At 62.0% G+C, this 25,582-nt stretch carries 26 protein-coding genes and 1 pseudogene; 10 read left to right on the forward strand and 17 right to left on the reverse strand.

The window, feature by feature from the left end; genetic code table 11:
• Positions 1-36 precede the first annotated feature (36 nt).
• Positions 37-1,306 (forward strand): annotated as a pseudogene (locus tag ACFJIU_RS14620) (multidrug effflux MFS transporter).
• A gap of 87 nt (positions 1,307-1,393) precedes the next feature.
• Here the strand turns inward: ACFJIU_RS14620 and ACFJIU_RS14625 are convergent.
• From ACFJIU_RS14625 to ACFJIU_RS14645, 5 genes are all read right to left on the reverse strand, one after another.
• Positions 1,394-2,215: an inositol monophosphatase family protein gene (locus ACFJIU_RS14625; RefSeq protein ID WP_379072639.1), complete on the reverse strand. Its 822-nt coding sequence runs from the start codon at positions 2,213-2,215 to the stop codon at positions 1,394-1,396.
• Complete coding sequence (ttcA, locus tag ACFJIU_RS14630) at positions 2,205-3,071, reverse strand: tRNA 2-thiocytidine(32) synthetase TtcA (protein WP_379072641.1); 867 nt, start codon at positions 3,069-3,071, stop codon at positions 2,205-2,207. The genes ACFJIU_RS14625 and ttcA overlap by 11 nt, the downstream gene beginning before the upstream one ends.
• 118 nt (positions 3,072-3,189) lie before the next feature.
• Complete coding sequence (rpsD, locus tag ACFJIU_RS14635) at positions 3,190-3,807, reverse strand: 30S ribosomal protein S4 (RefSeq protein ID WP_054314024.1); 618 nt, start codon at positions 3,805-3,807, stop codon at positions 3,190-3,192.
• Positions 3,808-4,091: 284 nt separating this feature from the next.
• On the reverse strand, positions 4,092-5,627 hold the full coding sequence (locus tag ACFJIU_RS14640) for an alkaline phosphatase (protein WP_379072643.1): 1,536 nt from the start codon (positions 5,625-5,627) through the stop codon (positions 4,092-4,094).
• 148 nt (positions 5,628-5,775) lie between these two features.
• Positions 5,776-6,183: a winged helix-turn-helix transcriptional regulator gene (locus ACFJIU_RS14645; protein ID WP_379072645.1), complete on the reverse strand. Its 408-nt coding sequence runs from the start codon at positions 6,181-6,183 to the stop codon at positions 5,776-5,778.
• 147 nt (positions 6,184-6,330) lie between these two features.
• Between ACFJIU_RS14645 and ACFJIU_RS14650 the strand changes: the two genes are divergently transcribed.
• Entirely contained in the window at positions 6,331-6,969 is a 639-nt protein-coding gene (locus ACFJIU_RS14650) for an NAD(P)-dependent oxidoreductase (RefSeq protein WP_379072647.1), read from the forward strand.
• A 124-nt stretch (positions 6,970-7,093) separates the two neighbouring features.
• Here ACFJIU_RS14650 and ACFJIU_RS14655 read toward each other — a convergent pair whose 3' ends face one another.
• From ACFJIU_RS14655 to ACFJIU_RS14670, 4 genes are all read right to left on the reverse strand, one after another.
• A complete protein-coding gene (locus tag ACFJIU_RS14655; protein ID WP_326891459.1) occupies positions 7,094-7,282 on the reverse strand; it encodes a DUF3008 family protein in 189 nt (62 codons plus the stop codon).
• Between the two features lie 63 nt (positions 7,283-7,345).
• Positions 7,346-8,146 (reverse strand): glutamate racemase, encoded by an 801-nt coding sequence (gene murI, locus ACFJIU_RS14660; protein ID WP_379072649.1) that lies wholly within the window; start codon positions 8,144-8,146, stop codon positions 7,346-7,348.
• A gap of 9 nt (positions 8,147-8,155) precedes the next feature.
• Positions 8,156-9,031, reverse strand: coding sequence for an RNA methyltransferase (locus ACFJIU_RS14665; protein WP_379072651.1), 876 nt, complete (start codon positions 9,029-9,031; stop codon positions 8,156-8,158).
• An 84-nt stretch (positions 9,032-9,115) separates the two neighbouring features.
• The gene (locus tag ACFJIU_RS14670) at positions 9,116-9,742 is read right to left on the reverse strand and encodes a LysE family translocator (RefSeq protein ID WP_379072653.1); all 627 of its coding nucleotides are present in this window, start codon (positions 9,740-9,742) and stop codon (positions 9,116-9,118) included.
• A 224-nt stretch (positions 9,743-9,966) separates the two neighbouring features.
• Here ACFJIU_RS14670 and ACFJIU_RS14675 point away from each other — a divergent pair, with 224 nt between their 5' ends.
• Complete coding sequence (locus ACFJIU_RS14675; RefSeq protein ID WP_379072655.1) at positions 9,967-11,178, forward strand: NADP-dependent isocitrate dehydrogenase; 1,212 nt, start codon at positions 9,967-9,969, stop codon at positions 11,176-11,178.
• 87 nt (positions 11,179-11,265) lie between these two features.
• Here ACFJIU_RS14675 and ACFJIU_RS14680 read toward each other — a convergent pair whose 3' ends face one another.
• The gene (locus tag ACFJIU_RS14680) at positions 11,266-12,114 is read right to left on the reverse strand and encodes a GyrI-like domain-containing protein (protein WP_379072657.1); all 849 of its coding nucleotides are present in this window, start codon (positions 12,112-12,114) and stop codon (positions 11,266-11,268) included.
• A gap of 128 nt (positions 12,115-12,242) precedes the next feature.
• Between ACFJIU_RS14680 and ACFJIU_RS14685 the strand changes: the two genes are divergently transcribed.
• The 3 genes from ACFJIU_RS14685 (at position 12,243) to ACFJIU_RS14695 (ending at position 15,014) form a co-directional block, all read left to right on the forward strand.
• A complete protein-coding gene (locus tag ACFJIU_RS14685) occupies positions 12,243-12,884 on the forward strand; it encodes a glutathione S-transferase family protein (protein WP_379072659.1) in 642 nt (213 codons plus the stop codon).
• Between the two features lie 192 nt (positions 12,885-13,076).
• Positions 13,077-13,898: an aldo/keto reductase gene (locus ACFJIU_RS14690; RefSeq protein ID WP_379072661.1), complete on the forward strand. Its 822-nt coding sequence runs from the start codon at positions 13,077-13,079 to the stop codon at positions 13,896-13,898.
• A gap of 138 nt (positions 13,899-14,036) precedes the next feature.
• A complete protein-coding gene (locus tag ACFJIU_RS14695; protein WP_379072663.1) occupies positions 14,037-15,014 on the forward strand; it encodes a glycerophosphodiester phosphodiesterase family protein in 978 nt (325 codons plus the stop codon).
• Positions 15,015-15,075: 61 nt separating this feature from the next.
• On the opposite strand, the gene alaS is transcribed toward ACFJIU_RS14695, so the two are convergent.
• Both alaS and recA read right to left on the reverse strand, forming a co-directional pair.
• Positions 15,076-17,736 carry an alanine--tRNA ligase gene (alaS, locus tag ACFJIU_RS14700; protein WP_379072665.1) on the reverse strand — a complete coding sequence of 887 codons (2,661 nt, stop codon included), beginning with the start codon at positions 17,734-17,736 and terminating at the stop codon, positions 15,076-15,078.
• A 210-nt stretch (positions 17,737-17,946) separates the two neighbouring features.
• On the reverse strand, positions 17,947-19,035 hold the full coding sequence (recA, locus tag ACFJIU_RS14705) for a recombinase RecA (RefSeq protein ID WP_054314012.1): 1,089 nt from the start codon (positions 19,033-19,035) through the stop codon (positions 17,947-17,949).
• A gap of 263 nt (positions 19,036-19,298) precedes the next feature.
• Between recA and ACFJIU_RS14710 the strand changes: the two genes are divergently transcribed.
• The 3 genes from ACFJIU_RS14710 (at position 19,299) to ACFJIU_RS14720 (ending at position 21,736) form a co-directional block, all read left to right on the forward strand.
• Positions 19,299-20,243, forward strand: coding sequence for a carbohydrate kinase family protein (locus ACFJIU_RS14710; protein ID WP_379072667.1), 945 nt, complete (start codon positions 19,299-19,301; stop codon positions 20,241-20,243).
• Between the two features lie 64 nt (positions 20,244-20,307).
• Entirely contained in the window at positions 20,308-21,225 is a 918-nt protein-coding gene (locus ACFJIU_RS14715; protein ID WP_379072669.1) for a pseudouridine-5'-phosphate glycosidase, read from the forward strand.
• A gap of 91 nt (positions 21,226-21,316) precedes the next feature.
• Positions 21,317-21,736 (forward strand): hypothetical protein, encoded by a 420-nt coding sequence (locus ACFJIU_RS14720; protein ID WP_379072671.1) that lies wholly within the window; start codon positions 21,317-21,319, stop codon positions 21,734-21,736.
• 24 nt (positions 21,737-21,760) lie between these two features.
• On the opposite strand, the gene ACFJIU_RS14725 is transcribed toward ACFJIU_RS14720, so the two are convergent.
• The gene (locus ACFJIU_RS14725) at positions 21,761-22,084 is read right to left on the reverse strand and encodes a TfoX/Sxy family protein (RefSeq protein WP_379072673.1); all 324 of its coding nucleotides are present in this window, start codon (positions 22,082-22,084) and stop codon (positions 21,761-21,763) included.
• A gap of 111 nt (positions 22,085-22,195) precedes the next feature.
• Here ACFJIU_RS14725 and ACFJIU_RS14730 point away from each other — a divergent pair, with 111 nt between their 5' ends.
• Positions 22,196-22,693: a GFA family protein gene (locus tag ACFJIU_RS14730; protein WP_379072675.1), complete on the forward strand. Its 498-nt coding sequence runs from the start codon at positions 22,196-22,198 to the stop codon at positions 22,691-22,693.
• Positions 22,694-22,751: 58 nt separating this feature from the next.
• Here the strand turns inward: ACFJIU_RS14730 and ACFJIU_RS14735 are convergent, their stop codons facing one another.
• The 4 genes from ACFJIU_RS14735 to ACFJIU_RS14750 form a co-directional block, all read right to left on the reverse strand.
• Positions 22,752-23,240: a GNAT family N-acetyltransferase gene (locus ACFJIU_RS14735; RefSeq protein ID WP_379072676.1), complete on the reverse strand. Its 489-nt coding sequence runs from the start codon at positions 23,238-23,240 to the stop codon at positions 22,752-22,754.
• 12 nt (positions 23,241-23,252) lie between these two features.
• The gene (gene sufA / locus ACFJIU_RS14740) at positions 23,253-23,639 is read right to left on the reverse strand and encodes a Fe-S cluster assembly scaffold SufA (RefSeq protein ID WP_379072678.1); all 387 of its coding nucleotides are present in this window, start codon (positions 23,637-23,639) and stop codon (positions 23,253-23,255) included.
• Positions 23,640-23,876: 237 nt separating this feature from the next.
• A complete protein-coding gene (locus ACFJIU_RS14745; protein ID WP_144223857.1) occupies positions 23,877-24,269 on the reverse strand; it encodes an SUF system Fe-S cluster assembly protein in 393 nt (130 codons plus the stop codon).
• Between the two features lie 5 nt (positions 24,270-24,274).
• On the reverse strand, positions 24,275-25,510 hold the full coding sequence (locus ACFJIU_RS14750) for a cysteine desulfurase (protein ID WP_379072680.1): 1,236 nt from the start codon (positions 25,508-25,510) through the stop codon (positions 24,275-24,277).
• Between the last annotated feature and the right edge of the window lie 72 nt (positions 25,511-25,582).

The following is a 25,582-nucleotide window of genomic DNA, read 5'->3' on the forward strand; positions in this document are numbered from 1 at the left end:
ATAGCGCATCGGCATTTTGGCATTTGGGGGATCCTCATGGACACGCAAACCCAGCAAGACGCCCGACAACCGGCCTTCGCAATTCCGCGCTGGGAATTCATCTCCATCTGCGCCGCGCTGATGGCTCTGAACGCGCTTGCCATCGACATCATGCTGCCCGGGCTGCAGGAGATCGGTTCCAGCCTCGGCGTCGCCAACGAGAACCACCGGCAATATGTGATCTCCGCCTATTTCGGCGGACTAGCCGCCGCACTGATCTTCTATGGGCCGCTGTCGGACCGCTTCGGCCGCCGCAAGCCGCTGCTGGTCGGTCTCATCATCTATATCTGTGCCGCTGCCAGCGCGGTGTTCGCGCCGAGCTTCGAAACACTGCTGCTGCTGCGTTTCATCCAGGGCATCGGTGCCGCCTCGACGCGTGTCATCGCGGTCTCGATGGTGCGCGACCGTTTCGGCGGCCGCGCCATGGCCGAAGTCATGTCGTTGATCTTCATGGTCTTCATGGTGGTTCCGGTGGTGGCGCCATCGATCGGACAAGTCGTGATGATCTTTGCCAACTGGCACATGATCTTCATGGCGATGGCCCTGATCGCCACGGCAATCGCTCTGTGGACCTTCATCCGGATGCCCGAAACGCAGCATCCGGAAGACCGTCGGCAGATCGATCTCGGTTCCGTTGCACAGGGTTTCGGGATCGTGCTGTCGAACCGGCTGTCGCTCGGCTATACACTGGCTTCAACGTCCGTGTTCGCCGCGCTGTTCGGCTTCATCAACTCCGCACCGCAGATCTATCTCGACATCTACCATCTCGGTTACTGGTTTCCGGTGCTGTTCGCAGCGATCGCCGGCATGATGGCCGTATCCTCGTTCGTGAATTCGCGCCTTGTCATGCGGCTCGGCATGCGTCGCCTGTCGCACGGCGCGCTGATCGGCTTCACCATCGTCTCGACGATATGGTTCGTTCTGTCCCTGATCGGACCAATACCGCTGCCGCTGTTCGTGCTCATGTTCGCCCTGGCGATGTTCCAGTTCGGCTGGATCGGCTCCAACTTCAACGCCATCGCAATGGAACCGCTCGGCCATATCGCCGGCACGGCGGCATCGATCCGAGGGTTTCATCCAGACGCTGGGCGGCGGACTGATCGGCGCAGGCATCGGCCAGGCCTTCGACGGTACGGTGACACCGCTGGCCGCCGGCTTCTGCGGCGTGGGAATCCTGGGATTGGTCTTCGTGCTGATCGCTGAGCGGGGCAGGCTGTTTACAGCGCCTAATGCACCACACACGGTCAGTGCGGATATTTCCCACTAATAAAAAGCCGGCAGCAGGACCTGCCGGCTTTTACGAGAGCAATTCCTGCAAAAGAGCTGGAGTGTTTCCGCCAAAAGCGGAACCGTTCTAAGCCCAGAGTTCGCGCTTGATCTCGGCCCAGCTTGCCTTGTCCGGCGCCACGATCAGGCCACCCGCAACATGGGATGGCAGGTAGGCGCTGCCGTCGAACCGCGCGGCATAGCCACCAGCCTCCTGGTGTATCAGCACACCGGCCAGATGGTCCCATGGCATCATCACGTTCTGGACGATGAAATGCGCGTGCCCGCCGGCGAGCACGCGATACTCATGCGCCGAGCAGCGATAGCCGATGTAGGACAGGCATTTCGCCTGGTTCCTTGCAAGCAGCGAACGCTCGGGTTCATCGAAAGCCTGCCAGCCCAGCGCGCCGGTCATCAACGAGAACGGCACCGGTTCAGCCACAGCGACACGCTCTCTGCCCTGCCCGCTCACCATGTGGCTGCCTGCCCCGCGAACGCCGACCAGGGCATCCTTGCCGACCGGATCATAGATGATGCCGGCAACGGTCTCGCCGTCCTTGACCACGGCCAGGATCACGCCGAACACGGGTACGCCGGAAGCGAAGTTGTAGGTGCCGTCGACCGGATCGATGACAAAGGCCAGCTTGCTGCCGCCGAGCTTTGCCAGCAATGCCCTGTCGGCCTCGCAGGCTTCTTCACCGACAATCAGCGCATCCGGGTATTTTTCGGCCAGGGCCTGGGTGATCACCCGCTCCGCATTGATATCCGCCTGGGTGACGAGGTCGGCAGCCGATTTCTTCTGCTGCACGTCTCCTGCGCCAAGGCGGCGAAAGCGCGGCATGATCTCACGCTCCGCCGCGTCGGCCAGAACCCCGGTCAGCCATTCGATGTCGCGGTCGTCAAAGCGCATTTGTATTTCCGGAAGCAGGAGCCAAAGCAGCGAAATCGAACAGCTTGCGGTCAAGCAGATGCGAGGGCCGCACATTGGTCATGGCACGGATCATGGTGTCCTTGCGGCCGGGCATGCGTTTTTCGATATCGTCGAGCATCGCCTTCATGGCGTTGCGCTGCAGTCCTTCCTGGCTGCCGCAGAGGTCGCAAGGGATGATCGGAAAGGCCATCGCGTTGGCGAACTTCTCCAGATCCTCCTCGGCGCAATAGGCCAGCGGCCGCAGCACCATCATGTCGCCCTCGTCGTTGAGAAGCTTCGGCGGCATCGCAGCCAGGCGCCCACCGTGGAAGAGGTTCATGAAGAAGGTTTCGAGGATGTCCTCGCGGTGATGGCCCAGCACCAGCGCCGAACAGCCCTCCTCGCGCGCCACACGGTAGAGATGGCCGCGCCGCAGCCGCGAACAGAGCGAGCAGTAAGTCGAGTTCTCGGGCAGCTTGTCGGTGACGATCGAATAGGTGTCCTGGTACTCGATGCGGTGCGCGATACCGTTGGCCGTCAGGTAGTCCGGCAGGATGTGCTTGGGAAAGTTCGGCTGGCCCTGGTCGAGATTGCAGGCGATGAGGTCGACCGGCAGCAGACCGCGCCATTTCAGGTCGAGCAGAAGCGCCAGCAATCCGTAGGAATCCTTGCCGCCCGACAAGGCGACCAGCCAGCGTTCGCCCGGTTTCACCATGGCGAAATCATCCATGGCCTGGCGCGACAGCCTGAGCAGGCGCTTGCGCAGCTTGTTGAATTCGACCGACGACGGCACGTCGCGAAACAGTGGATGGCAACCACCATCGAGATCGGGGATCGGGTCTGCTGGTGCGTTCATGGCGTTGCGTTCCGCAGTTGATGCCGCGCCTTATAACGAGGCTCGCTTCACCAAACAAATGCCCGCAACAAAAAAGGCCGCCCGAAGGCGGCCTTTTGCATTCGAATTCGCGAACTGATTAGCGCGAATAATATTCGACGACCAGGTTCGGTTCCATCTGGACGGCGAACGGAACGTCCGCCAGGCCCGGAACGCGGGCAAAGGTCGCGACCATCTTGTTGTGGTCGGCTTCGATGTAGTCCGGCACGTCACGCTCGGCGAGGCCGACGGACTCCAGAACGATGACGAGCTGCTTCGACTTCTCGCGCACCTCGATGACATCGCCCGGCTTGCAGCGATAAGAACCGATGTTGGTGCGCTTGCCGTTCACATTGATGTGGCCGTGGTTCACGAACTGGCGTGCAGCGAAGATGGTCGGGACGAACTTGGCGCGATAGACGACGGCGTCCAGGCGCGACTCGAGCAGGCCGATCAGGTTCTCGGAGGTGTCGCCCTTGCGGCGGTTGGCCTCTTCATAGGTCTTGCGGAACTGCTTTTCCGAAACGTCACCATAGTGACCCTTCAGCTTCTGCTTGGCGCGCAGCTGCAGGCCGAAGTCGGAAAGCTTGCCCTTGCGGCGCTGGCCGTGCTGGCCGGGGCCGTATTCGCGCTTGTTGACCGGGGACTTCGGGCGGCCCCAGATGTTTTCACCAAGACGGCGATCGATCTTGTACTTAGCGGATTCGCGTTTGCTCATCGCATTCCCTTTCAAAACAACAGACCCGAACCACCACGGTCCGGGCGAAGGAAACGCGCCCTCCTCTGGCCTCCTTTTTCGAGACCTGACAGGGTTTTCCGCGCAAAGCGATGGAAAACCCACGGGACACGTCAGTTTGCGGGGCCAGAAAAGTGTACGCTGTTTTCCGTCCGGTCTCGCAGCCACGGAAAACCAAACACCGGACGCGTGGCCCGGTGCTTGGGCGGCTACCTAGTTGAAGAGTCCCGCCTTGTCAACGGCGGGACAGAACCGACGCCTTACAGCTATTGCTTCTTCTGAAGTCTGTCACCAATGCCGGACGCATAGTTCATGACGTGGAAGGTGTAGTTTTCCTCCACAGTGCCCTGGAACAGATGCGCCCACGGCCCGATGGCATAGATGCCAAGATCTTCGCCGCCATGCGTTTCGCTGGAGAGCGGCACCAGCGAGTGCTGCACGAAGTCCGGCTTCATTGTCTCCTCCGAGGTCAGCATGGGCCGCTCGGATGGTTTTTCCGCGCCCCCCGGCCCGTTGGCAAAGCCGATTGTGGTGTAGGTCTTCCCATCCTTGCCGTAGATCGGTTCATCATCGACACCGACCGAAATGCCAAGGATGGGATTGCCGCGCTTGGCATAGCCGGCGATCGTCAGTGTGTGGCTGTGGTCGCCGGTGACAACGATCAGCGTCTCGTCGAGGTCCACCTTGCGCAGGATCGCCTTGACCGCCTCGTTCATCGCCGCTGCATCCGAAAGCGTGCGATAGGCGTTGGATTCATGGCTGGCATGGTCGATGCGCCCGCCCTCGACCAGAAGCACATAGCCCTCCGGATTGCGCGACAGGATATCGATCGATTTCTCCGCCATTTCCGCCAGCGAAGGCTCGCCCGCCTTGTCGCCCGGACGGTCATGTTCGTATTGCATATGGGACGGCTCGAACAGGCCAAGCAGATGATCGGTCCTGGTGGGATCGATCGCCTTGAACTGCTCGGCATTCCACACGAAGGCACCTTTGTCGCCATAGCGGCTGAGCCAGGCCTGCGTCAGGTCCTTGCCGTCCTTGCGCTTGCCTTTCTTGTCGGCATATTCCGGATCGGCTGCCGTGGCCGGCAGGAAGCGATCACGGCCGCCGCCCATCGCCACCTCGAGACCGTTGCCGTAGCGCATGTCGACCAATTGCTGCGCGATGTCGGCACAGCCGGCGGATACCGCCTCGGCCGGCATGTCGGCATCCGATTCCCAATCGCGGTTGGCGATATGGGAGTAGGTGGCGCCCGGCGTGGCATGCGTAAGCCGCGCCGTGGTGATCGCTCCTGTCGACACGCCGAGCGTTTCGGCCATTTCCCACAAGGTTGTCACCGCCTTGGTTTTCTGGTCCTCGCAGGAATCCAGCCTGGCGGTGTGGTTGAGACCCATCAGGTCGTTGATGGTTTTCACGCCCGTCGTCATGGCAACCGCGCTCGGAGCGGAGTCGGTGATCTGGGCATCGGCAGAGTAGGTCTTGGAGGCCGCAAGATAAGGGAATGCCTCCCAGGCGAGCACGTTGGATTCGCCGTCGACCCCGCGCTGCTGCCCCTCGAAGATACGGGCTGCGGTAACGGTGGAGAAACCCATGCCGTCACCTACGACCAGGATGACGTTCTTGGCGCGGTTGGTGTTCTTCTGGCGCTTCAGTATCTGGTTGAGCGCGCCGTCGGCCTGTTTGTAGTAAGGGTCGTCGCCCTGCACCAGCCTGGCATCCTCGGCGCGAACGCCGGTCGCAGCCACGACGCCAGCCAGTACGAACAGGGCAGGTCGAGCAAAATCCTTCCAGTAGCGTTTCATTCCTTCCTCCGCAGAATGACCCCACCGCGAGGCAATGATTAGCCCGCTAATGAAATCTGGCAATGGCCATGAGGAGAAAGGAGCGATTTTCCCCAGCGCAAAGCAGGCATGTGTTGTCGATGTCCTGTGCGGGGAAGGTCTGCCCGGCTCAAGCGGCGGCGTCGAAAGCCGCCCGTGCGGAACGCAGAGTGTCACGGTTGCCGGCAGCCCAGGCGCCGAGCGCCGCAATCGGCACGGCAAGCGACTGGCCGAGTTCCGTCAGCGCATACTCCACTTCCGGTGGCGTCGTTGGCCGCACGGTACGGCTGACAAGGCCATCACGCTCCAGCGAACGCAATGTGACGGTCAGCATGCGCTGGGAGATGCCCTCGATCGCACGTTTCAGCGCATTGAAGCGCATCGATGCCGGCTGCAGGTTGAGGATGACGAGAATGCTCCAGGTGTCGCCGACGCGGTCGAGCACCTCGCGGATCGGGCAGTTGCCATCGGCGTCGGTGGCAAAACCCGGCGTGGTGTGCAGCAGCGGCACGCCCACTTCGTTCGTCCTGGCGTTCATGCAGTTCCTTCCATGTAACCTGGGCACGAAATCATGCGTTCTTTTCGGCGCCCTCGGTGACAGCTATCTAGTTACCCGTGATAACCTGATTACCATAAATATCCGTCTTTCCCGCTCAGGGGAAGGGATAAGACAAGGAGACCATCCATGAAGATCGCCCTTATCGGCGCCTCCGGTTTTGTCGGCAGCGCACTGCTCAAGGAAGCCACCCAGCGCGGGCACAGCGTCACCGCCATTGCCCGCAACCCCGAGAAGGTCGCGGCAGCCTCTGGCGTTACCGCCGTCAAGGGCGACGTCAACGACGTCAAGCAGCTCGCAGCATTGCTTGCCGGCCATGACGTCGTCATCTCCGCTTTCAATGGCGGCTGGGGCGACCCCGACATCTACAACAAGCATATCACCGGCTCGCGCGCCATCGCGGCCGCTGCCAAACAGGCCGGCGTGCGCCTGATCGTTGTAGGCGGCGCCGGCAGCCTGCTGGCGCCGGACGGCAGCCAGATCGTCGATTCGCCCAACTTCCCCGCCGCCTACAAGGATGGCGCTCGCGCTGCCCGTGATGCGCTTGCCGAACTGCGCAAGGATAGCGGCCTTGAGTGGTCGTTCGTGTCGCCGGCAGCCCACATCGCGCCGGGCGAACGCACCGGAAAGTTCCGCCTCGGCGGCGATGAGCCGGTGCTCGATGCCAAGGGCGAAAGCCATGTCTCGGTCGAGGACCTCGCCTACGCAGTCCTCGACGAGGCGGAAAAGCCGAAGCACACTGGCAAGCGTTTCACGCTCGGCTACTGACCACTGGAGCAATTCCGGGAAAACCGTGCAGCGGTTTTCCGTCTGGAGTTGTGTAATAACAGGGAGAGCGTTTTCACCGTTTAATGGAAATGGTGAAACGCTCGAATTGACCTGCCGGATGCGGCTAGTCCTCGGATTTCTTCTCCGGCAGGCCGTCGAGCTTGGTTTCTGCCAATTCTTCAAGCTCCTTCTCGGTCATCGACTGATACATCTGTTTCGACGCACCGATGAGCTCGCTCTTCTTGATCTCGCCGCGTTTGGCGGCGAGCGCCGCGCCCGCAGCGCGCTGCTGCGCTTTTGAGGTGGCCGGCATAGTCGCATCTCCTGTTTCCGCCTGATCGGGAAACGGCCTGCCGGGCCATGCGTTCCGGTAAATTCAGCTTGCGGTCAGACCAAAGCCCTGCATCAGGCGCCGCGTCGCGAAATTGGTCTTGCCCGAGGTGAAGACGGCGAAATCGGTGCCGTTGCTCGAAAGCTCGGCTGGTTCCATCGGCCTTCCATCCTGCAACAACGACAGCGCCCGTCGCGCAATCGCTTCGGCCGGGTCGATCCAGTCAACCGGCCACGGTGCGGTCTTGCGCATGCGGTTGACCAGGAAGGGATAATGGGTGCAGGCCAGCACGACGATGTCGGTGAAGCGGCCGTCCTGTTCGATGAAACAGGGGGAGATCTCGGCACGCACAGCCTCTTCGTCGACGAAACCGTCGCGCATGTAGATCTCGGCGAGGCCTGCCAGCGCGGTGGAGCCGACCAACCGCACATGACATTTCTGCGCCCATCTGCCGATAAGATCGCGCGTGTATTGCCGCTTCACTGTACCCGGCGTGGCCAGCACAGAAACAAGGCCTGAGCGCGTGCGTTCGGCCGCCGGCTTGATCGCGGGTACGGTACCGACGAAAAGATGGGCGGGAAAAGCCTCACGCAGCGCGTCGATGACCAGCGTCGAGGCGGTGTTGCAGGCGATGACTGAAATCGCCGGCTGGTAGCGTTCCAGCAATTGCCCGAACAGCGCCAGGAGATGCGCATTCAATGCCGGCTCCTCCCAATTGCCGTAGGGAAAAGCAGCATCGTCGGCGATGTAGATGAAGCGGCGGTCGGGCATCAGCACGCGCGCCTCGCGCAGCACAGTGAGCCCGCCGACACCGGAATCGAAGATCAGGATCGGCTGCTCGGTCATTTCGTGCCCTCAGTCGTTGTCCAGCCCCTTGCCGCCGACCGGCGGCAGCATGTCAGCGTCGTCGCCGTCCTCCGACGGGTGCGCTGCACGATCAGCCTTGGCCTTGCGCTCAGGATAGCCGGCGCCGCGCGGCTCCTTCGGGGAGAAATAGTCAAGCGACGCAACGACACCACGCAGCACCTTCAGCTCCGGCTCGGCGAAGCCGGCGCGGGTCAACACGGCGCGCAGATTGTCGACCATCTTGGGCTTCTTTGCGGCAGGCCGGAAATAACCGCGCGCCTCAAGCGCCGCTTCCAGATGTCCGAACAAGCCGTGCAGCTGTTCCTTGGTCGCCGGCAGCATTTCCGCGCTGGAGAAGTTGGTATCGGTCTCGTTCTCGAGGCCGGACTTCATCCATTCATAGGACATCAGAAGCACCGCCTGGGCGATGTTGAGCGAGGAGAAGGCAGGGTCGACCGGAAAAGTGACGATCTCGTCAGCAAGACCGACCTCGTCATTGTAGAGCCCGAAGCGCTCGCGCCCGAACAGGATGCCGGTCTTCAGGCCGTCACGCGTTCGGGCCCGCAGTGTCCTTCCCGCCTCCACCGGTCCGCGCACCGGCTTGAAGCCGTCGCGCTCGCGCGCCGTGGTGGCGAAGATGAAATTGAGGTCGGCGATGGCTGAAGGCAGATCGTCGTAAAGCTTGACCGCATCGATGACGTGATCGGCCCTGCTGGCGGCAGCGCGCGCCTTCTCGCTTGGCCAGCCGTCGCGCGGGTTGACCAGTCTCAGCTCGCTCAAGCCGAAATTCGCCATGGCGCGCGCGACCATGCCGATGTTTTCGCCAAGCTGCGGCTCGACAAGGATGATGGCGGGCCCGGCGGCCTGTTCAGGTGAATTCGTCATGACAAAACGCTCATTTGCGACACTGTCGCGACCCCTGCCATATTCGGCCGCGAAAATGAAGCTTTGGCTTTTTCGGCCTACGGTTCAGCGATGCTGCAGCGCCAGGCGTACCCCAAGCGCACAATAAATGCCGCCAACGACCTTGCCCTGCCATTTCAGGATCGTCGGATTGCGGCGCAGAAGGTTGCCGAGCGCGCCGGCGCCGAACGCGAAAACCAGCGTGCTCACCAGCCCCAACATGACAAAGATGACGCCGAGGCTCAGCAACTGGAAGGGAACCGGCCCGTTTTCCGGCCGCACGAACTGGGGAAGGAAGGCCAGAAAGAACAACGCCGTCTTGGGGTTGAGGACCTCGGCCAATATCGCCTGCCGGAAAGCCTTGCCGGCGCTGATCGGCAGTGTGTTCGCGGTCAGCTCCGTCGGTGCTTTTGCCAGGATCGAGCGGATGCCGAGATAGACGAGATAGCCGGCGCCAAGATATTTGACGATCGAAAACAGCATGGCCGAAGCGGCTATGATGGCGGAGATACCGACGATGGCCAGCACGGTGTGGATCATGTCGCCGGCAGCGATGCCGGCGCCGGTGGCAATACCGACTTTCGTTCCCGAGCTGGTCGAGCGCGCGACAGTGAGCAGTGTCGCCGGCCCCGGAATGAAGACAAAGCCGAACACGATCGCGACATAAGAAATCAGTGTGGCCAGATCAATCATGCGTGAGCTCCCGATCGACAGCTGCCGACAGCATCACCGTTTCGACCGAAAAGCAATGTTCTGCCGGCAGTGGGGCTTGTTCATTGGCGCGTATTTGATTGTCGCCGAGGATCAATCTCGCATTCTGAGCGTTTGCACCCCTAATCGTGCTTTGATATAGGGGCCGCATCTCTTGGCCGAGCCGTGCGCGAGGCCCTTCCCGACCAGCAGCGAGGCTTCTTTCCATGGCGAAGATCAAGGTGGCTAACCCCGTCGTCGAACTCGACGGCGACGAGATGACCCGCATCATCTGGCAGTTCATCAAGGACAAGCTGATCCACCCCTATCTCGACCTCAACCTCGACTATTACGACCTTGGCATCGAGCATCGCGACGCCACCAACGACCAGGTAACCATCGACGCCGCCAACGCCATCAACAAGTATGGCGTGGGCGTTAAGTGCGCGACCATCACGCCCGACGAAGCCCGCGTCGAAGAGTTCAAGCTCAAGAAGATGTGGAAGAGCCCGAACGGCACGATCCGCAACATCCTGGGCGGCGTCATCTTCCGTGAGCCGATCATCATGAAGAACGTGCCGCGCCTGGTGCCGGGCTGGACCAAGCCGATCATAGTCGGCCGTCATGCCTTCGGCGACCAGTACAAGGCGACCGACTTCAAGTTCCCCGGCAAGGGCAAGCTTTCGATCAAGTTCGTCGGCGATGACGGCCAGGTTATCGAGCACGACGTGTTCGATGCGCCCGGCGCCGGTGTGGCGATGGCCATGTACAATCTCGACGAATCGATCCGCGAATTCGCCCGCGCATCCCTGAACTACGGCCTGCTGCGCGGCTATCCGGTCTATCTCTCGACCAAGAACACCATCCTCAAGGCCTATGACGGCCGCTTCAAGGATATCTTCCAGGAAGTCTATGAGACCGAATTCGAGGCCGCCTTCAAGGAGAAGAAGATCTGGTACGAACACCGCCTGATCGACGACATGGTCGCCTCTTCGCTCAAGTGGTCCGGCGGTTATGTCTGGGCCTGCAAGAACTATGACGGCGACGTGCAGTCCGACACCGTTGCACAGGGCTTCGGCTCACTCGGCCTGATGACCTCGGTGCTGATGACGCCGGACGGCAAGACTGTGGAAGCGGAAGCCGCACACGGCACCGTCACCCGCCACTACCGCCAGCATCAGAAGGGCGAGGAGACCTCGACCAACTCGATCGCCTCGATCTTTGCCTGGACCCGCGGCCTGGCGCACCGCGCCAAGCTGGACGACAATGCCGAACTGAAGCGTTTCGCCGAGACGCTGGAGAGGGTCTGCATCCAGACCGTCGAGGGCGGCTACATGACCAAGGACCTGTCGCTGCTGATCGGTCCCGACCAGCCCTGGCTGTCGACCACCGGCTTCCTAGACAAGATCGACGAGAACCTGCAGAAGGCCATGGCCTGACCCTGGCAGGATGGAAACTGAAAAAGCCCCGGAGCGATCCGGGGCTTTTTTGTTGGGCCGCCCTTCCCCTGGAAAGGTATCGGCGTGTCACACCAGCGGCAGGTTGATGTCGGTCAGGAGCTCGGCCGGCGCCACATCACGCGGGTTGTTGAGATACTCTTCGAACATCACCGTGTCGCGCAGCTTGCGCCCCGACATCGGCAGCCATTCGCCATAGAGCCAGGTGTAGGCCTTGTGCATGTCCGCATAGGGTCCCTTGTGGCGCAGCACGGCATAGTCGCCGCCTTCGAGCGTGCGGCGCTCCAGCGGCGCCTGGGCAGGCTGCGCGGCATCCGTCTCGACGCAGGCATAGGAGCGCAGCTTGTCGACCGCCACGACGTCGGGATCGTCAAGATAGATGCCGATCATACGTTGCCCGGCTTGCCCCTGGCCGCGGGCATAAAGCGTCCCGAACAATTGTTCGAACGCCTTGCCGATGCCCATGTAGGAACCCTGGTGGGAAACGCCGACCACCTCGGTGGGCTTGAGCGTGCGGATGGAGATGTCAAACATGATGGAAGCCTTTCTCTGCTTGCTTTCAAAGAGTGTGTGGCTTCCCTCTTTCCGGTAGCGCGCCGGCGGCATTCCGTAGACCGCCTTGAAAATGCGGTTGAACGACTGGACGTTGGGATAGCCAGACCGTTTCGCAATTTCGCTGATGCCGAGATCCGTCTCCACGATGTCGCCGGCCGCCCGATGCAACCGCAGTCGCTTGACTGTCGCCGCCGCGGTTTCGCCGTAGATGGCGCGATAGATCCGATGCCAGTGATAGGGTGACAGGCAGGCGATTTCGGCCAGGCCATCCATGTCCAGCTCCTCGTCGAGGTGCTCATGGATGTGGTTCGAAACCCGTCTCAGACGCGTTTCGTAGACTGCCCATGCCGTTTCGCCATTCATGTCAGGCCTCATGCAAATCGATCGGCTGGAAACAACCATAGCCGCTTTTGACAAATCCTGCTGACTTGCAAGACGAAGAAACAAGCCGTTTCCCCGTGATATGCAGGCCGACAGGGAGAAACCTGATCATGAACCACAGACCAACGCTCTACGGTGCGGATTACAGCGTCTATGTGCGCATTGCGCGGCTGGCATTGCTGGAGAAACATGTCGATCATGAACTTGTGCCGGTCGACATCTTCGCCGCAGGCGGACCGCCCGGGTGGTATCGCGCGTTGCATCCCTTCTCCAGGATACCGGCGTTCGAACATGATGGGCTGAAACTCTTCGAGACAACGGCTATCGCCCGCTATGTCGACGAAGCCTTCGAGGGCCCTGCTCTGCAACCCGGGCAGCCTCGCGAACGCGCAGTGATGAACCAGATCGTCGGCATGCTCGATGCCTATGCCTACCGAACGCTCGTCTGGGACATCTATGTCGAGACCGTCTCCAAGCCGCGCGATGGTAATGCAGTGGACGAAACTGTCGTCTCAGCTGCGCTACCACGCGCCGAAACCTGCCTCGCCACCCTGGCCGGGCTGAAATTGCCGGGTCCGTGGCTGCTTGGCGGACAACTGACCTTGGCTGACCTGCATGCAGCCCCAATGTTCGGCTATTTCATGCAGGCCGAGATGTCGGCTGCGATGCTGGCCAGGTATCCTGCGCTGTCTGACTGGTGGCAATCGATGCAGGCGCGCGCGAGCTTTCTGGCCACCAGGCCGACCGGCTAACCGGGAATTCGAAAGAGTTTTTTGCTACCCCTTGCAAAACGGGAGACTGTTTTCTTGTCCTCGGCAATCAGGTGCCCCAAATAGGAGCTGCGGCTCTTCTTGCCGCGAGCGTCCTTCCACGTCCGCACGCAACCGCCTGGCGAGGACGCCTTCAATCACTGTCCTTTCAAGACATTTCCAGGAAAGAGACCCATGAGCCCGACAATCCGTTTCAACGACGGCAAGGCTATCCCGCAACTCGGCTTCGGCGTCTGGCAGGTGCCGAACGAAGGCGCCAATGCGGCTGTGACCGCTGCCATCGAGGCCGGCTACCGCTCGATCGACACCGCCGCCATCTATGGCAACGAAGAAGGTGTCGGCGATGCGCTTGCCGCTTCAAGCACTTCCGGCATCTTTCTCACCACCAAGCTCTGGAATTCCGAGCAGGGCTACGATTCGGCGCTCAGGGCCTTCGATACCAGCCTCGGGAAGCTGCGCCGCGACAAGATCGACCTCTATCTCATCCATTGGCCGGTGCCATCGCGCGATCGTTATGTCGACAGCTGGAAGGCCCTGATCAGGCTGCGCGAGGAAGGCCGCGTCGCCTCGATCGGCGTTTCCAATTTCCAGATCGCCCATCTCGAGCGGTTGAAGGCGGAAACCGGTGTCGTTCCGGCGATCAACCAGGTGGAACTGCACCCGCGCTTCCAGCAGAAGGAGCTGCGTGCCTACCACGCCAGGGAAGGCATCGTGACCGAGGCGTGGAGCCCGCTCGGCCAGGGCACGCTGCTGCATGATCCGGTGCTCGCCGCGCTGGCGAAGAAACACGGCAAGACCGCCGCCCAGGTGATCCTGCGCTGGCATCTCGACATCGGCAACGTCGTCATCCCCAAGTCGGTGACGCCATCGCGCATCGTCGAGAATTTCCAGCTGTTCGACTTCAAGCTGGCGCCGGAAGACATCGCCGAGATCGAGAAGCTCGACAGCGTCAAGGGCAAGATCGGGCCGGACCCCGATACATTCGCCATGGGATAGTCCAGAACGAGGGCGCGTTCCCCGGGAACGCGCCCTCGTTCCGGCTTCGACTTTTCTCGGTTGCCTTCAAAGCGGCGCAGCTTCGTCCAGATTTTGTCCCGGTTCAGCGCGTAACCTCGCGTCAAATTCGGGGGAATCATGCGCAAACGAACCGTCGCCCTGCTTGGGGCACTTGCCGCTGCCTGCGCCATATGGGCATTCAACAGCAGCCTGCTCGCCGGCAATTCAGAGCGACGACCGATGCTGATCGCGCATCGCGGGCTGGGCCAGACCTTCTCCCCTGTCGGCATCGGCAACGACACCTGTACGGCCGACCGCATCTATTCGCCGGAGCATCCCTATCTCGAAAACACCATCGAGGGTTTCCGGGCGGCGTTTGCAGCCGGCGCCGACATCGTTGAGCTCGACGTCCATCCGACCACCGATGGTGACTTCGCGGTGTTCCACGACTGGACGGTGGATTGCCGCACCGATGGCAAAGGGATAACGCGCGAAAAGAGCCTTAAGGAGCTGAAGGCGCTCGACATCGGTTATGGCTATACCGCCGATGGTGGCAAGACCTTCCCGTTCCGGGGCAAGGGCATCGGCCAGATGCCGAGCCTTGGCGAGGTGCTCAGCGCATTTCCGACCAAACGTTTGCTGATCAATATCAAGAGCGACGACATAGCCGAGGGCCGACTGCTGGCAAGGACGATCGGCGCGCTGCCATCGGAGCGGCAGAAGCTCATCATGGTCTATGGCGGCGGCAAGGCGATCGACGCCTACCGAGCCGCCCTGCCCGACGCCGTCGTGCTGGGGACCGACCGCGTCGTCCCCTGTCTGATGCGTTATGCCGCGCTCGGCTGGAGCGGTTATGTTCCAGAGGATTGCCGCAAGACGCTGTTCATGCTGCCGGCCAACTACGCACCCTTCGCCTGGGGTTTTCCAAACCGGCTGAGCGAGCGGCTGGACGCCAACGGCTCGACGCTGGTGATCCTGGGCGACAATGACGGTTCGAAACATTCGACCGGCGTCGACGACATCGCGACGTTCAGGAAACTGCCTGCCCGTTTCGACGGTGCGATCTGGACCAACCGCGTTGACCGCATCGGGCCTGCGGTGGCTGCCCCGGAATAGCCAATGCCGGGTATTGCACCCGGCACTGGAGGTTTGCTCAGACTGAAACCTGGCCCGACTGCTATGCAGCGAGCGCCGCCTTGACCGCGGCAATGGCATCGTTGGCCTTGGAGGCGTCGGGACCGCCAGCCTGCGCCATATCAGGCCGACCGCCACCGCCCTGACCGCCGAGCGCGGCGGATGCGACGCGCACCAGGTCGACGGCGCTGAAGCGACCGATCAGGTCGTCGGTGACCGCAACGACGACACTTGCTTTGCCCTCGGCCTCGCCGACCAGCACGACAACACCGGAACCCAGCGCCTTCTTGCCCTCGTCGGCGAGCGGCTTCAGGTCCTTCGGCGAGACACCGCTGACCGACTTGCCGAGGAAACCGACACCCGCCACGGTCTCGGTGGCGTTTTCGGCCGCGCCGGCGGAGCCGCCACCCATGGCGAGCTTCTTGCGCGCATCGGTCAGGTCACGCTCCAGTTTCTTGCGTTCGTCAAGCAGGGTTTCCACCCGTGCGAGCACATCGGCCGGGGAAATCTTCAACGTCGCCGCGACCGCCTTGAGGCGCCGGTCCTGTTCATCGAGATGACGGCGTGCCGCCTCGCCGGTCAGCGCCTCGATGCGACGAACACCCGCCGCCACCGGGCTGTCGGAAACGATGCGCACCAGGCCGATGTCGCCGGTCGCCTTTACATGCGTGCCGCCGCAAAGCTCGATGGAATATGGCCGGTTGGCCTTGTCGCCATGCAAGGCGGTGCCCATCGAGACGACACGGACCTCGTCACCATATTTCTCGCCGAACAGCGCCATCGCGCCTTCCGCACGGGCGTCATCCACCGACATCAGCCGGGTCGTGACCGGGCTGTTCTGGACAACGATCTCGTTGGCCATACGCTCGACCTCTTCCAGCTCTTCTGGTGAGATCGGCTTGTTGTGCGAGATGTCGAAGCGCAGCCGCTCCGGCGCAACCAACGAACCCTTCTGGGCGACGTGGGTGCCCAGCACTTCGCGCAGCGCCTCATGGATGAGGTGCGTCGCCGAGTGGTTGGAGCGCAGGCGCGTCCTGCGAGCATGGTCGACCTCGAGCTCGACGGCAGCGCCTGTCTTCAGCGAACCCCTGGTTACCTTGCCCTGATGAACAAAGAGGCCATCGGCCTTCTTCAGGGTGTCGGTGACGTCGATCCGGAAACCCTCGCCGGAGATCGTTCCGGTGTCGCCCATCTGGCCGCCGGACTCGCCGTAGAAAGGCGTCTGGTTGACGATGATCGCCACGCTGTCGCCTTCCTTGGCGTCGTCAACGACCTTGCCGTCGCGCAGGATCGCCGTGACGATGCCTTCTGCCTTCTCGGTCTCGTAGCCGAGGAACTCGGTCGCGCCTGTCTTGTCGCGCACGGAGAACCACACGGTCTCGGTGGCAGCTTCGCCGGAACCGGCCCAGCTGGCGCGCGCTTCCGCCTTCTGCCGTTCCATCGCGTCGGTGAAACCGGCAAGGTCGACCGAGATGCTGCGCTGGCGCAGGGCGTCCTGCGTCAGATCCAGCGGGAAACCGTAGGTATCGTAGAGCTTGAAGGCAGTCTCGCCGTCCAGCATGTCGCCGGCACCGAGCCTGTCAGTGGCATCAGCGAGCAGGCCGAGACCGCGCACCAGCGTCTTGCGGAAGCGGGTTTCCTCAAGCTTCAGCGTTTCTGTGAGCAGTGCTTCGCTGCGCACGAGCTCGGGATAGGCCTGCCCCATCTCGCGCACCAGCGCCGGCACCAGCTTCCACATCAAAGGCTCATTGGCGCCGAGCAGCTGCGCATGACGCATGGCACGGCGCATGATGCGGCGCAGCACATAGCCACGGCCCTCGTTGGAAGGCAGCACGCCATCGGCCACCAGGAAGGATGACGAGCGCAGGTGGTCGGCGATCACGCGGTAGGACGCGACATTCTCGGTGTTCGGGCCTTGTCCGAGCGCGGACGAAGCAGCGTCGATCAGGTGACGGAAAAGATCGGTTTCGAAAACGCTTTCCACCCCCTGCAGGATGGAGGCCATGCGCTCCAGGCCCATGCCCGTATCGATCGACGGGCGCGGCAGGTCGATGCGCTCCTCCTTGGTGACCTGCTCATACTGCATGAAGACCAGGTTCCAGAATTCGAGGAAGCGGTCGCCATCCTCTTCCGGGCTGCCGGGAGGGCCGCCCCAGATGTGCTCGCCGCGATCGATGAAGATCTCGGAACACGGCCCGCAGGGACCAGTGTCGCCCATGGCCCAGAAATTGTCCGAGGTCGCGATGCGGATGATGCGGTCATCCGAAAAGCCGGCGATCTTCTTCCAATAGCCGGCCGCCTCTTCGTCGGTGTGATAGACGGTGACGAGCAGCTTGTCCTTCTTCAGCCCGAAACCCTTGGTGATCAGGTTCCAGGCAAGTTCGATCGCGCGTTCCTTGAAATAATCGCCGAACGAGAAATTGCCGAGCATCTCGAAAAAGGTGAGATGGCGGGCGGTGTAGCCGACATTGTCGAGATCGTTGTGCTTGCCGCCGGCACGCACGCTCTTCTGCGCGGTTGCGGCGCGCGAATAGGGCCGCTTCTCCAGGCCGGTGAAAACGTTCTTGAACTGTACCATACCGGCGTTGGTGAACATCAGCGTCGGGTCGTTGCGCGGCACCAGCGGGCTGGAGGCGACGATCTCGTGGCCTTCCTTGCGGAAATAGTCGAGAAAGGTCGACCGGATATCGTTCACGCCACTCATCGAAACTGCCTTTATGGTGAAGCCCCCAGCCAAGGCCGGTGGAAAATGGAATAGGCCTTTTAGCGGCAGCCTTCCAGCCTGTCCAGAAACAGGCAAGACCCATGCGCGCAGACCCAAAGCCATCGCCAGAAACGCAAACCGCCGGCGCAAGGCCGGCGGTTAAACCATTGTCATCAGGCGCTGAACTGGCTCTCAGGGGAGAACCAACCGTTAGCCTTCTGCGGCGTCGTCGAGATCGTTGTCGCTGTCGCCGCCATTGTCGAGGAATTTCTCCGCGATCAGCCCGGCATTCTGTCTCAGCGCCTGCTCGACCTCGCGGGCAAGATCCGGATTGTCGCGCAGGAACTGCTTGGCGTTTTCACGTCCCTGGCCGAGACGCTGCGAATTGTAGGAGAACCAGGCTCCCGACTTCTCGACGATGCCGGCCTTGACACCGAGATCGATCAACTCGCCGGTCTTGGACACGCCTTCGCCATACATGATGTCGAATTCGATGACCTTGAAGGGTGGGGCCAGCTTGTTCTTGACCACCTTGACGCGGGTCTGGTTGCCGACGACCTCGTCCCGATCCTTGATCGAACCGATGCGGCGGATGTCGAGGCGCACCGAAGCGTAGAACTTCAGCGCGTTACCACCGGTGGTCGTCTCGGGCGAACCGAACATGACGCCGATCTTCATGCGGATCTGGTTGATGAAGATGACCATGGTGTTGGAACGCGAGATCGAGGCGGTGAGCTTGCGTAGCGCCTGGCTCATCAGGCGAGCCTGCAGGCCCGGCAACGCATCACCCATCTCGCCCTCGATTTCGGCGCGCGGAGTGAGCGCTGCGACCGAATCGACCACCAGAACGTCGATGGCGCCTGAGCGAACCAGCGTGTCGCAGATCTCCAGCGCCTGCTCGCCGGTGTCCGGCTGCGAGATCAGCAGGTTTTCGAGATCGACGCCCAGCTTGCGGGCATAGACCGGATCGAGCGCATGTTCGGCATCGACGAAGGCGCAGATGCCGCCCTTCTTCTGCGCTTCCGCCACCGTGTGCAGCGCCAGCGTGGTCTTGCCCGAGCTTTCCGGCCCGTAAATTTCAACGATACGGCCACGCGGCAAACCGCCGACGCCGAGCGCGATGTCGAGGCCCAGCGAGCCTGTCGGCACCGTCTCGATCTCGACCGCCTGCTCATTGGCACCGAGCCGCATGATCGAGCCCTTGCCGAATGCCCGTTCGATCTGCGACAGCGCAGCGTCGAGCGCTTTTGTTTTGTCCACCGAATTGTCCTCTACAAGCCTCAAGCTATTCTGAGCCATGATACATCACCCCTTGGTCGTCAATGAAGGCCGGACAGTCCGGGATCCCTTGTTATTATGTACCCTTTTTGTTCCGTTTTGGCAAGACACCGCAATACCTTGAAAAGTATGTTAAATTCCAATTTGTTCTTTTTTTGTTTTGCAGCAGGCGGCCGTGAGGCGTCCTCACGCGCGCAGATCACATTGGCGCGATGCGGCGGTCGCCGATTCGGCAAGGCCACAGCAACGAACCATAACGCGACCGCTAGCATCGCGGTGCGTGCATGAGCCCCATGCCGAAGCTTTTCGCCGCTGGTGGCGCGCATATCGACCGACGCGGTCAGGTGAGCGGCCCCTATGTGCCGGCGGCGTCCAATCCCGGAACGATGCGCGAGGACGTCGGCGGCGGCGTCTTCAATGCACTGCGCACAGTCGTGCGACGTGGTGTCTCCGCCGCACTGATGTCGGTGCGCGGCGGCGACACCGCGGGCGAGACGGTCGCGCGGACAATCACGCAGGCCGGCATCAAGGATCTCTCGGTCACCTTCCTTGACCGTGCCACGCCGAGTTACACGGCCATCCTCGACAGCGAGGGCGAGCTTATGGTCGGCTTTGCCGACATGGGGCTCTATGATCTGGCTTTCCCAAAGCAGATGCGCCGCGCCAACATTCGCGGCGCGGTTGAGGCATCGGATGCGGTGCTCTGCGATGCGAACCTGCCGACCGCGGCGCTCGAGCGTCTCATGGTGCTGGCCGCAGACCGACCAATTTTCGTCATCGCCATTTCACCGGCCAAGGTGGTGCGCCTCGCCTCGCTGTTCGAACGGCCGACGCTGGTGTTCATGAACCGTCGCGAGGCGGCAGCGCTGACCGGCCTTTCGCGCGAGGCGACCGAGAAAGATCTGGTAATGGGCCTGCGTGGCATTGGCATGCGCGGCGGCGTCGTGACGGCAGGAGACCGCCCTGCGCTCGGTTTTGACATGAACGGCGCCTTTGCAATCTCGCCGCCTCCGCCGAGGGCCGTGGTCGACGTGACCGGCGCAGGCGATGCGCTGGCGGGAGCCACCACCGCAGCGCTGCTGCGCGGGCTGCCGCTGCGCGTCGCCTTGCGCGAAGGTGTCGCAGCAGCAGGACTCGCTATCGAAAGCCCGCTCGCGGTACCCGAATTCACGCAGGCATCCTTTGCCGCAGCCCTGACCCTTGTGCCGGAAGCGCGGGAAGTGGCATGAGGACGGCAAATCCCATTCTTGAACGGCTGTTCGCGAACCGCGTGACGCCAACCGGAGACATCTCATGATCCTCGAAACCGCCCGCCCTTACATCGACATCCACGCTCCCGTCGCCGAGGCACTGAAAGCGGGCCGTCCGGTGGTGGCGCTGGAATCGACCATCATTACCCACGGCATGCCCTACCCCGACAATGGCGCGATGGCGGCCAATGTCGAAAAGATCATTTCGGATGAAGGCGCAGTGCCGGCAACGATCGCGGTCGTCAACGGCCGCATCAAGATCGGCCTGTCCGACGGCGAACGGGAATCGCTTGCCATGACCGGCGACGCCATGAAGCTGTCGCGCGCCGACTTCGCCTTCGCCGTCGCCGAAGGCCGCACGGGCGGCACGACCGTGGCCGCCACCATGATCGCCGCGCATATGGCCGGCATCAGGGTGTTTGCCACCGGCGGCATCGGCGGGGTGCACAAGGGCGCCGAAAAAAGCTTCGACATCTCGGCCGATCTCGACGAGCTGGCACGCACGCCGGTGATCGTGGTGTCGGCAGGCGCCAAGGCCATCCTCGACATCGAAAAGACGCTGGAAGTCCTGGAAACGCGCGGCGTGCCGGTGATCGGTCATGGCTGCGAGACGATGCCGGCCTTCTGGTCGCGGCAATCACCCTTCCGGGCGCCGCTGACGCTGGATGCACCCGAAAAGATCGCCAAACTGTTCAAGACCCGCCAGGCGCTTGGCATCGATGGCGGTGTGCTGGTGGCCAATCCGGTGCCGGTGACCGACGAGATCCCCGCGGCCGAGATGGCCGGCTATATCGAGGCCGCGCAGAAGGCGGCGAAAGCGCAGAACGTGACCGGCAAAGCCGTCACGCCGTTCCTGCTCGGCAAGATCCTGGAACTCACCAACGGCCGCAGCCTGAAGACCAACATCGCGCTGGTCGAAAACAACGCCCGAGTCGCGGCCAGGGTCGCCAAGGCCCTGTAGAAAAGGTCATCGGCTTCCGCGCCCCTGCTTCCCTCCGGCATGCAAGTGTGATGACGATGTCCTGGGCGGGCAGCGCAGGAATGAGGACAGAATGCCGATCAAGGGAAAATTGACCGTCGTGGCGTTGGGCGTCGCGACGCTGCTCGTGGGCGTGGCGAACAGCCAGGCAGCGACCAAATGCACGGCCTACGAGCAGCAGGTGGCCAGGCAGATCAAGGAAGGCAAGGCTTTCCTGAAGCAGGAAAGCTTCAGGAAGTGGATCGACGACGGCCTGCAGAGCAAAGCGCCCTACAACAAGAAACCCTACACCGCCTACAGCAAATGGTACGCCCGGTTCGACAAGCTGGGTTCGATGGGAGCGGAAACGGAAAACGTCAAATTCCTTGAAAACCACGGCTTTACGGCGTCAGCCGCTTATTCCGTGTTTCAAGGCTATGCCCTCAACGGCAAGCTGACATCCGATGTCGACATCGATTTCGAAAAGAAAATGAACGCCTTTTCCTGCGGCTGATTCCAGACGCTGGCTTGCGGTAATTTACTTTCCCAAACGCAGGCCAGCGTCGTAGGATTTCCTTGCCCAGGCAGCCATGTCGTCCGGATCGTCGGCGGCACCGTCCGGCAAGGTCCAATACGGCATCGCCACCTGCTTGCCATGACGCGAGCCGACATAGGTCCATTGCGTGCAGCCGGCCGCTGCGAATTCCTGGCCGAGTTCGGCATCGGCCTTCAGCAGCAGTTCGCCGCGCAGTTCGATGGCGACGATGACGCCGTCGAAATAGATGCCCTTGCCACCGAACAGACGGCGGATGCTGACCGGGCCCAGGCCAGCGAAAAGGTCGGTGATCGCGTCATTGTCCATGGCGAGATCATTGCATGGCGCCTGACCATCGTCACGATGAAACCAAAGCTCTGCTGACAGGTTTCGGCTCAGGACTGTACAATATTGTCCGGTCCAATCGAGGAGACCGCCATGCCCATGCTACTTCAAGGCTCCTGTCGTTGCGGTGCCGTCCGCTTCGAAGTCGAAAGCCACACACCGGCCCCCTACCAGCTCTGCTATTGCTCGATCTGCCGCAAGCAGCAGGGCGGCGGCGGATACGCGATCAACCTCGGGGCCACTTCGGCAACGCTGACGATAACAGGCGAGGAGAACCTCGGGGTCTATCGCGCAGAGATCCAGGACGACGAACGTCCTGTATGCGAGACCTCCACGGGCGAACGCAATTTCTGCAGGAACTGCGGTTCGGCACTGTGGCTCTACGATCCGACCTGGCCGGAACTCGTGCATCCATTCGCATCGGCCGTCGATACGGAGTTGCCTGAGCCGCCGGAGCGCACCCATCTGATGCTGAAATACAAGAGCGGCTGGGTCGAGCCCGACATCCGCGACGGCGACAAGGTCTTCGATCTCTATCCCGAGGAATCAATTGCCGACTGGCATCGAAGAACGGGAATGTGGGTGGAGTGAGATACCTGCGGTTGGGCAGCGAACCGAACGGCTCTCCCTGTACGCCGCCCGGGTACCGTCAGTCTTCGCTGGCGAAATCCTCCAGTGCCTGTCCTTTGAGGCGAAAGAACACCTTTTCTTCCTCTCGCGAGGCACCGGTTTCGTCGTAGAAAGCGAGCAGCCGGGCATTGCTCCTGTCCGCAGTCCAGTCGACGCGCGAAAGACCACGCGCCGCGGCAAGGCGGGCAAGCGCCCGCAAAAGCGACCTGCCAGCGCCGCTGCCGCGCATGGCTTCCAAGACGAACAGATCCTTGAGAAACAGCCCGCCCTTCAATCCTGGACCGGGATAGATGGTGGAGAAGGTGGCGAAACCGATCAGACGATCGGCTTCGGCGACGAGGATCTCGACGCCGGCCGGAAGGCTGGCGAGGTCCGCCAGGATGATCTCCCTCGCAGGGCACGAGACGCCATAGTGCTGTTGCATTGCCTCGAAGAGGACAGCAAGCTGCGTGTGGTCGGCAAGACAATGCGGCCGGACAGAGGTCACACCCGCCTCAGCCGCTTTCATTGAAGCGAAATCTCAGGCAGCGCTTTGGGCACGGGCCTCGGCCAGCGCCTTGAGGTCGGCAGGCTTCAGCTCCACCGATTCGCCGCAGCCGCAGGCCGAGGACTGGTTCGGGTTGCGGAAGGTGAAACCCGTGCGCAGCGTGGTGCGCTCGAAATCCATCTCGGTGCCGAACAGGAACAGCGCAGCTTCCGGCGCGACATAGACGTGTGCGCCCTCGCGCTCGACATGGTCATCCTTGGCGCTCGGCTCGGTCACCAGGTCGACCGTGTATTCCATGCCCGCGCAGCCGCCCTTCTTGATGCCGAGACGGATGCCCTGCGCGTTCTCGCGCGTGGCCATGATCTCGCGCACGCGCTCTGCGGCCTTGTCGGTCATTGAGATGACGGCGAAGCGTCCCATGTCATTCTCCAGTTTCACACGGGTTCAAGGCCCGCTGAACGAGGCCAGAGCGTTTCCGTTTTTCACGGAAACGCGGAAACACTCTGGCTTTGTTTCTACGCAATTCCGGACGGAAAACCGCTGTGCACTTTTCCTGGAATTGCTCTAGCTATAAGATGGTGAAGTTTTCGCAGGCGCGCAAGACGGCCCGCAAAAGTGCTGGAGCGTCCTTCGCGCGTGCGACAGACGCGCGGCCCTCTAGTACCACCCCACCGCAACCTGAGCCTCTTCCGACATACGGTCGGGTGTCCAGGGCGGATCGAACACCATCTTGACCTCGACGCCCGAAACGCCTTCCACGGTGCCGACGGCATTTTCCACCCAGCCCGGCATCTCGCCGGCCACCGGGCAGCCGGGCGCGGTCAATGTCATGTCGATCTTGACCGTGCGGTCGTCCTCGATGTCGATCTTGTAGACCAGACCGAGTTCGTAGATGTCGGCCGGGATTTCCGGATCGTAGACCGTCTTCAGCGCCGAAACGATGTCGTCGGTGATGCGCGCCAGTTCGTCTGCGGGAATTGCCGAAACGGGAGCGGTTTCGGCCGGCACCGCCTGGGGCGTCTCTGTTTCAGTGATCGCGGCGTCTTCCATGGCTCTTACCCGAAGAATTTCCGTGCTTTTTCCAGCGCATCGACAAGCGCGTCGACCTCGGCGTGCGTGTTGTACATGCCGAAGGATGCCCTGCATGTGGAGGTCACGCCGAAGCGTTTCAACAGTGGCTGCGCACAATGCGTGCCTGCGCGCACGGCTACACCCTGCCTGTCGATCACCATCGAGACGTCGTGGGCGTGAATGCCCTTGAGCTCGAAGGAGATGATGGCACCCTTGTCCGGTGCGTCACCGAAAATGCGCAGCGAATTGATGGAACGCAGCCGCTCATGCGCATAGGCCTTCAAATCGGCTTCGTGCGCGGCGATCCGCTCGCGACCGACCGATTCCATATATTCGAGCGCAGCACCGAGGCCGATCGCCTGCACGATCGGCGGCGTGCCGGCCTCGAAACGGTGCGGTGGATCATTGTAGGTGACGATATCCTCCGTCACCTCTTCGATCATCTCGCCGCCGCCCATGAAGGGCCGCATGGCCTCGAGCCGCTCCTTCTTGCCGTAGAGCACACCGATGCCGGATGGGCCGTAGACCTTGTGACCGGTGAAGACGAAGAAATCGCAGTCGAGATCCTGCACATCGATGGGCATGTGCACGGCGCTCTGGCTGCCGTCGACCAGGACCGGAATGCCGCGCTGATGCGCGATGCGGCAGATCTCCTTGATCGGCGTCACCGTGCCCAGTGCATTCGACATCTGGGTGATGGCGACAAGCCTGGTGCGATCGGTCAGCCGCTTTTCGAATTCCTCGATGTGGAACGCCCCCAAATCGTCCACCGGCACCCAGACCAGCCTGGCGCCCTGGCGCTCACGGATGAAATGCCACGGCACGATGTTGGAATGGTGCTCCATGATGGAGAGCACGATCTCGTCGCCTTCGCCGATGTTCGGCATGCCCCAGCCATATGCAACCGTGTTGATGGCGGCTGTGGTGTTGGAGGTGAAGACGATGTTGTCGGTGCTTGGCGCGTTCAGGAACCGCCGCACGGTTTCGCGCGCCTTTTCATAGGCATCGGTGGCGGCATTCGACAGGAAGTGCAGGCCGCGATGAACGTTGGCATATTCCTGCGAATAGGCGTGCTGGACGGCGTCCAGCACCGCCTGCGGCTTCTGCGCCGAAGCGCCGTTGTCGAGATAGACCAGCGGTTTGCCGTAGACTTCGCGCGACAGTATCGGGAAGTCGCGGCGGATCGCCTCGACATCGTAGGGAGCGGTGGTGTTCAGCACGTGATCCATTTCCTACCCAAAGTGAATGGTGAGTAGTCGTCAGTCAGCAGTGGGCATGAGTGGCAACTGCAT

It is taken from the genome of Mesorhizobium sp. UC74_2 (assembly GCF_042701485.1).
In the GTDB taxonomy this organism is placed as follows: Bacteria; Pseudomonadota; Alphaproteobacteria; order Rhizobiales; family Rhizobiaceae; genus Mesorhizobium.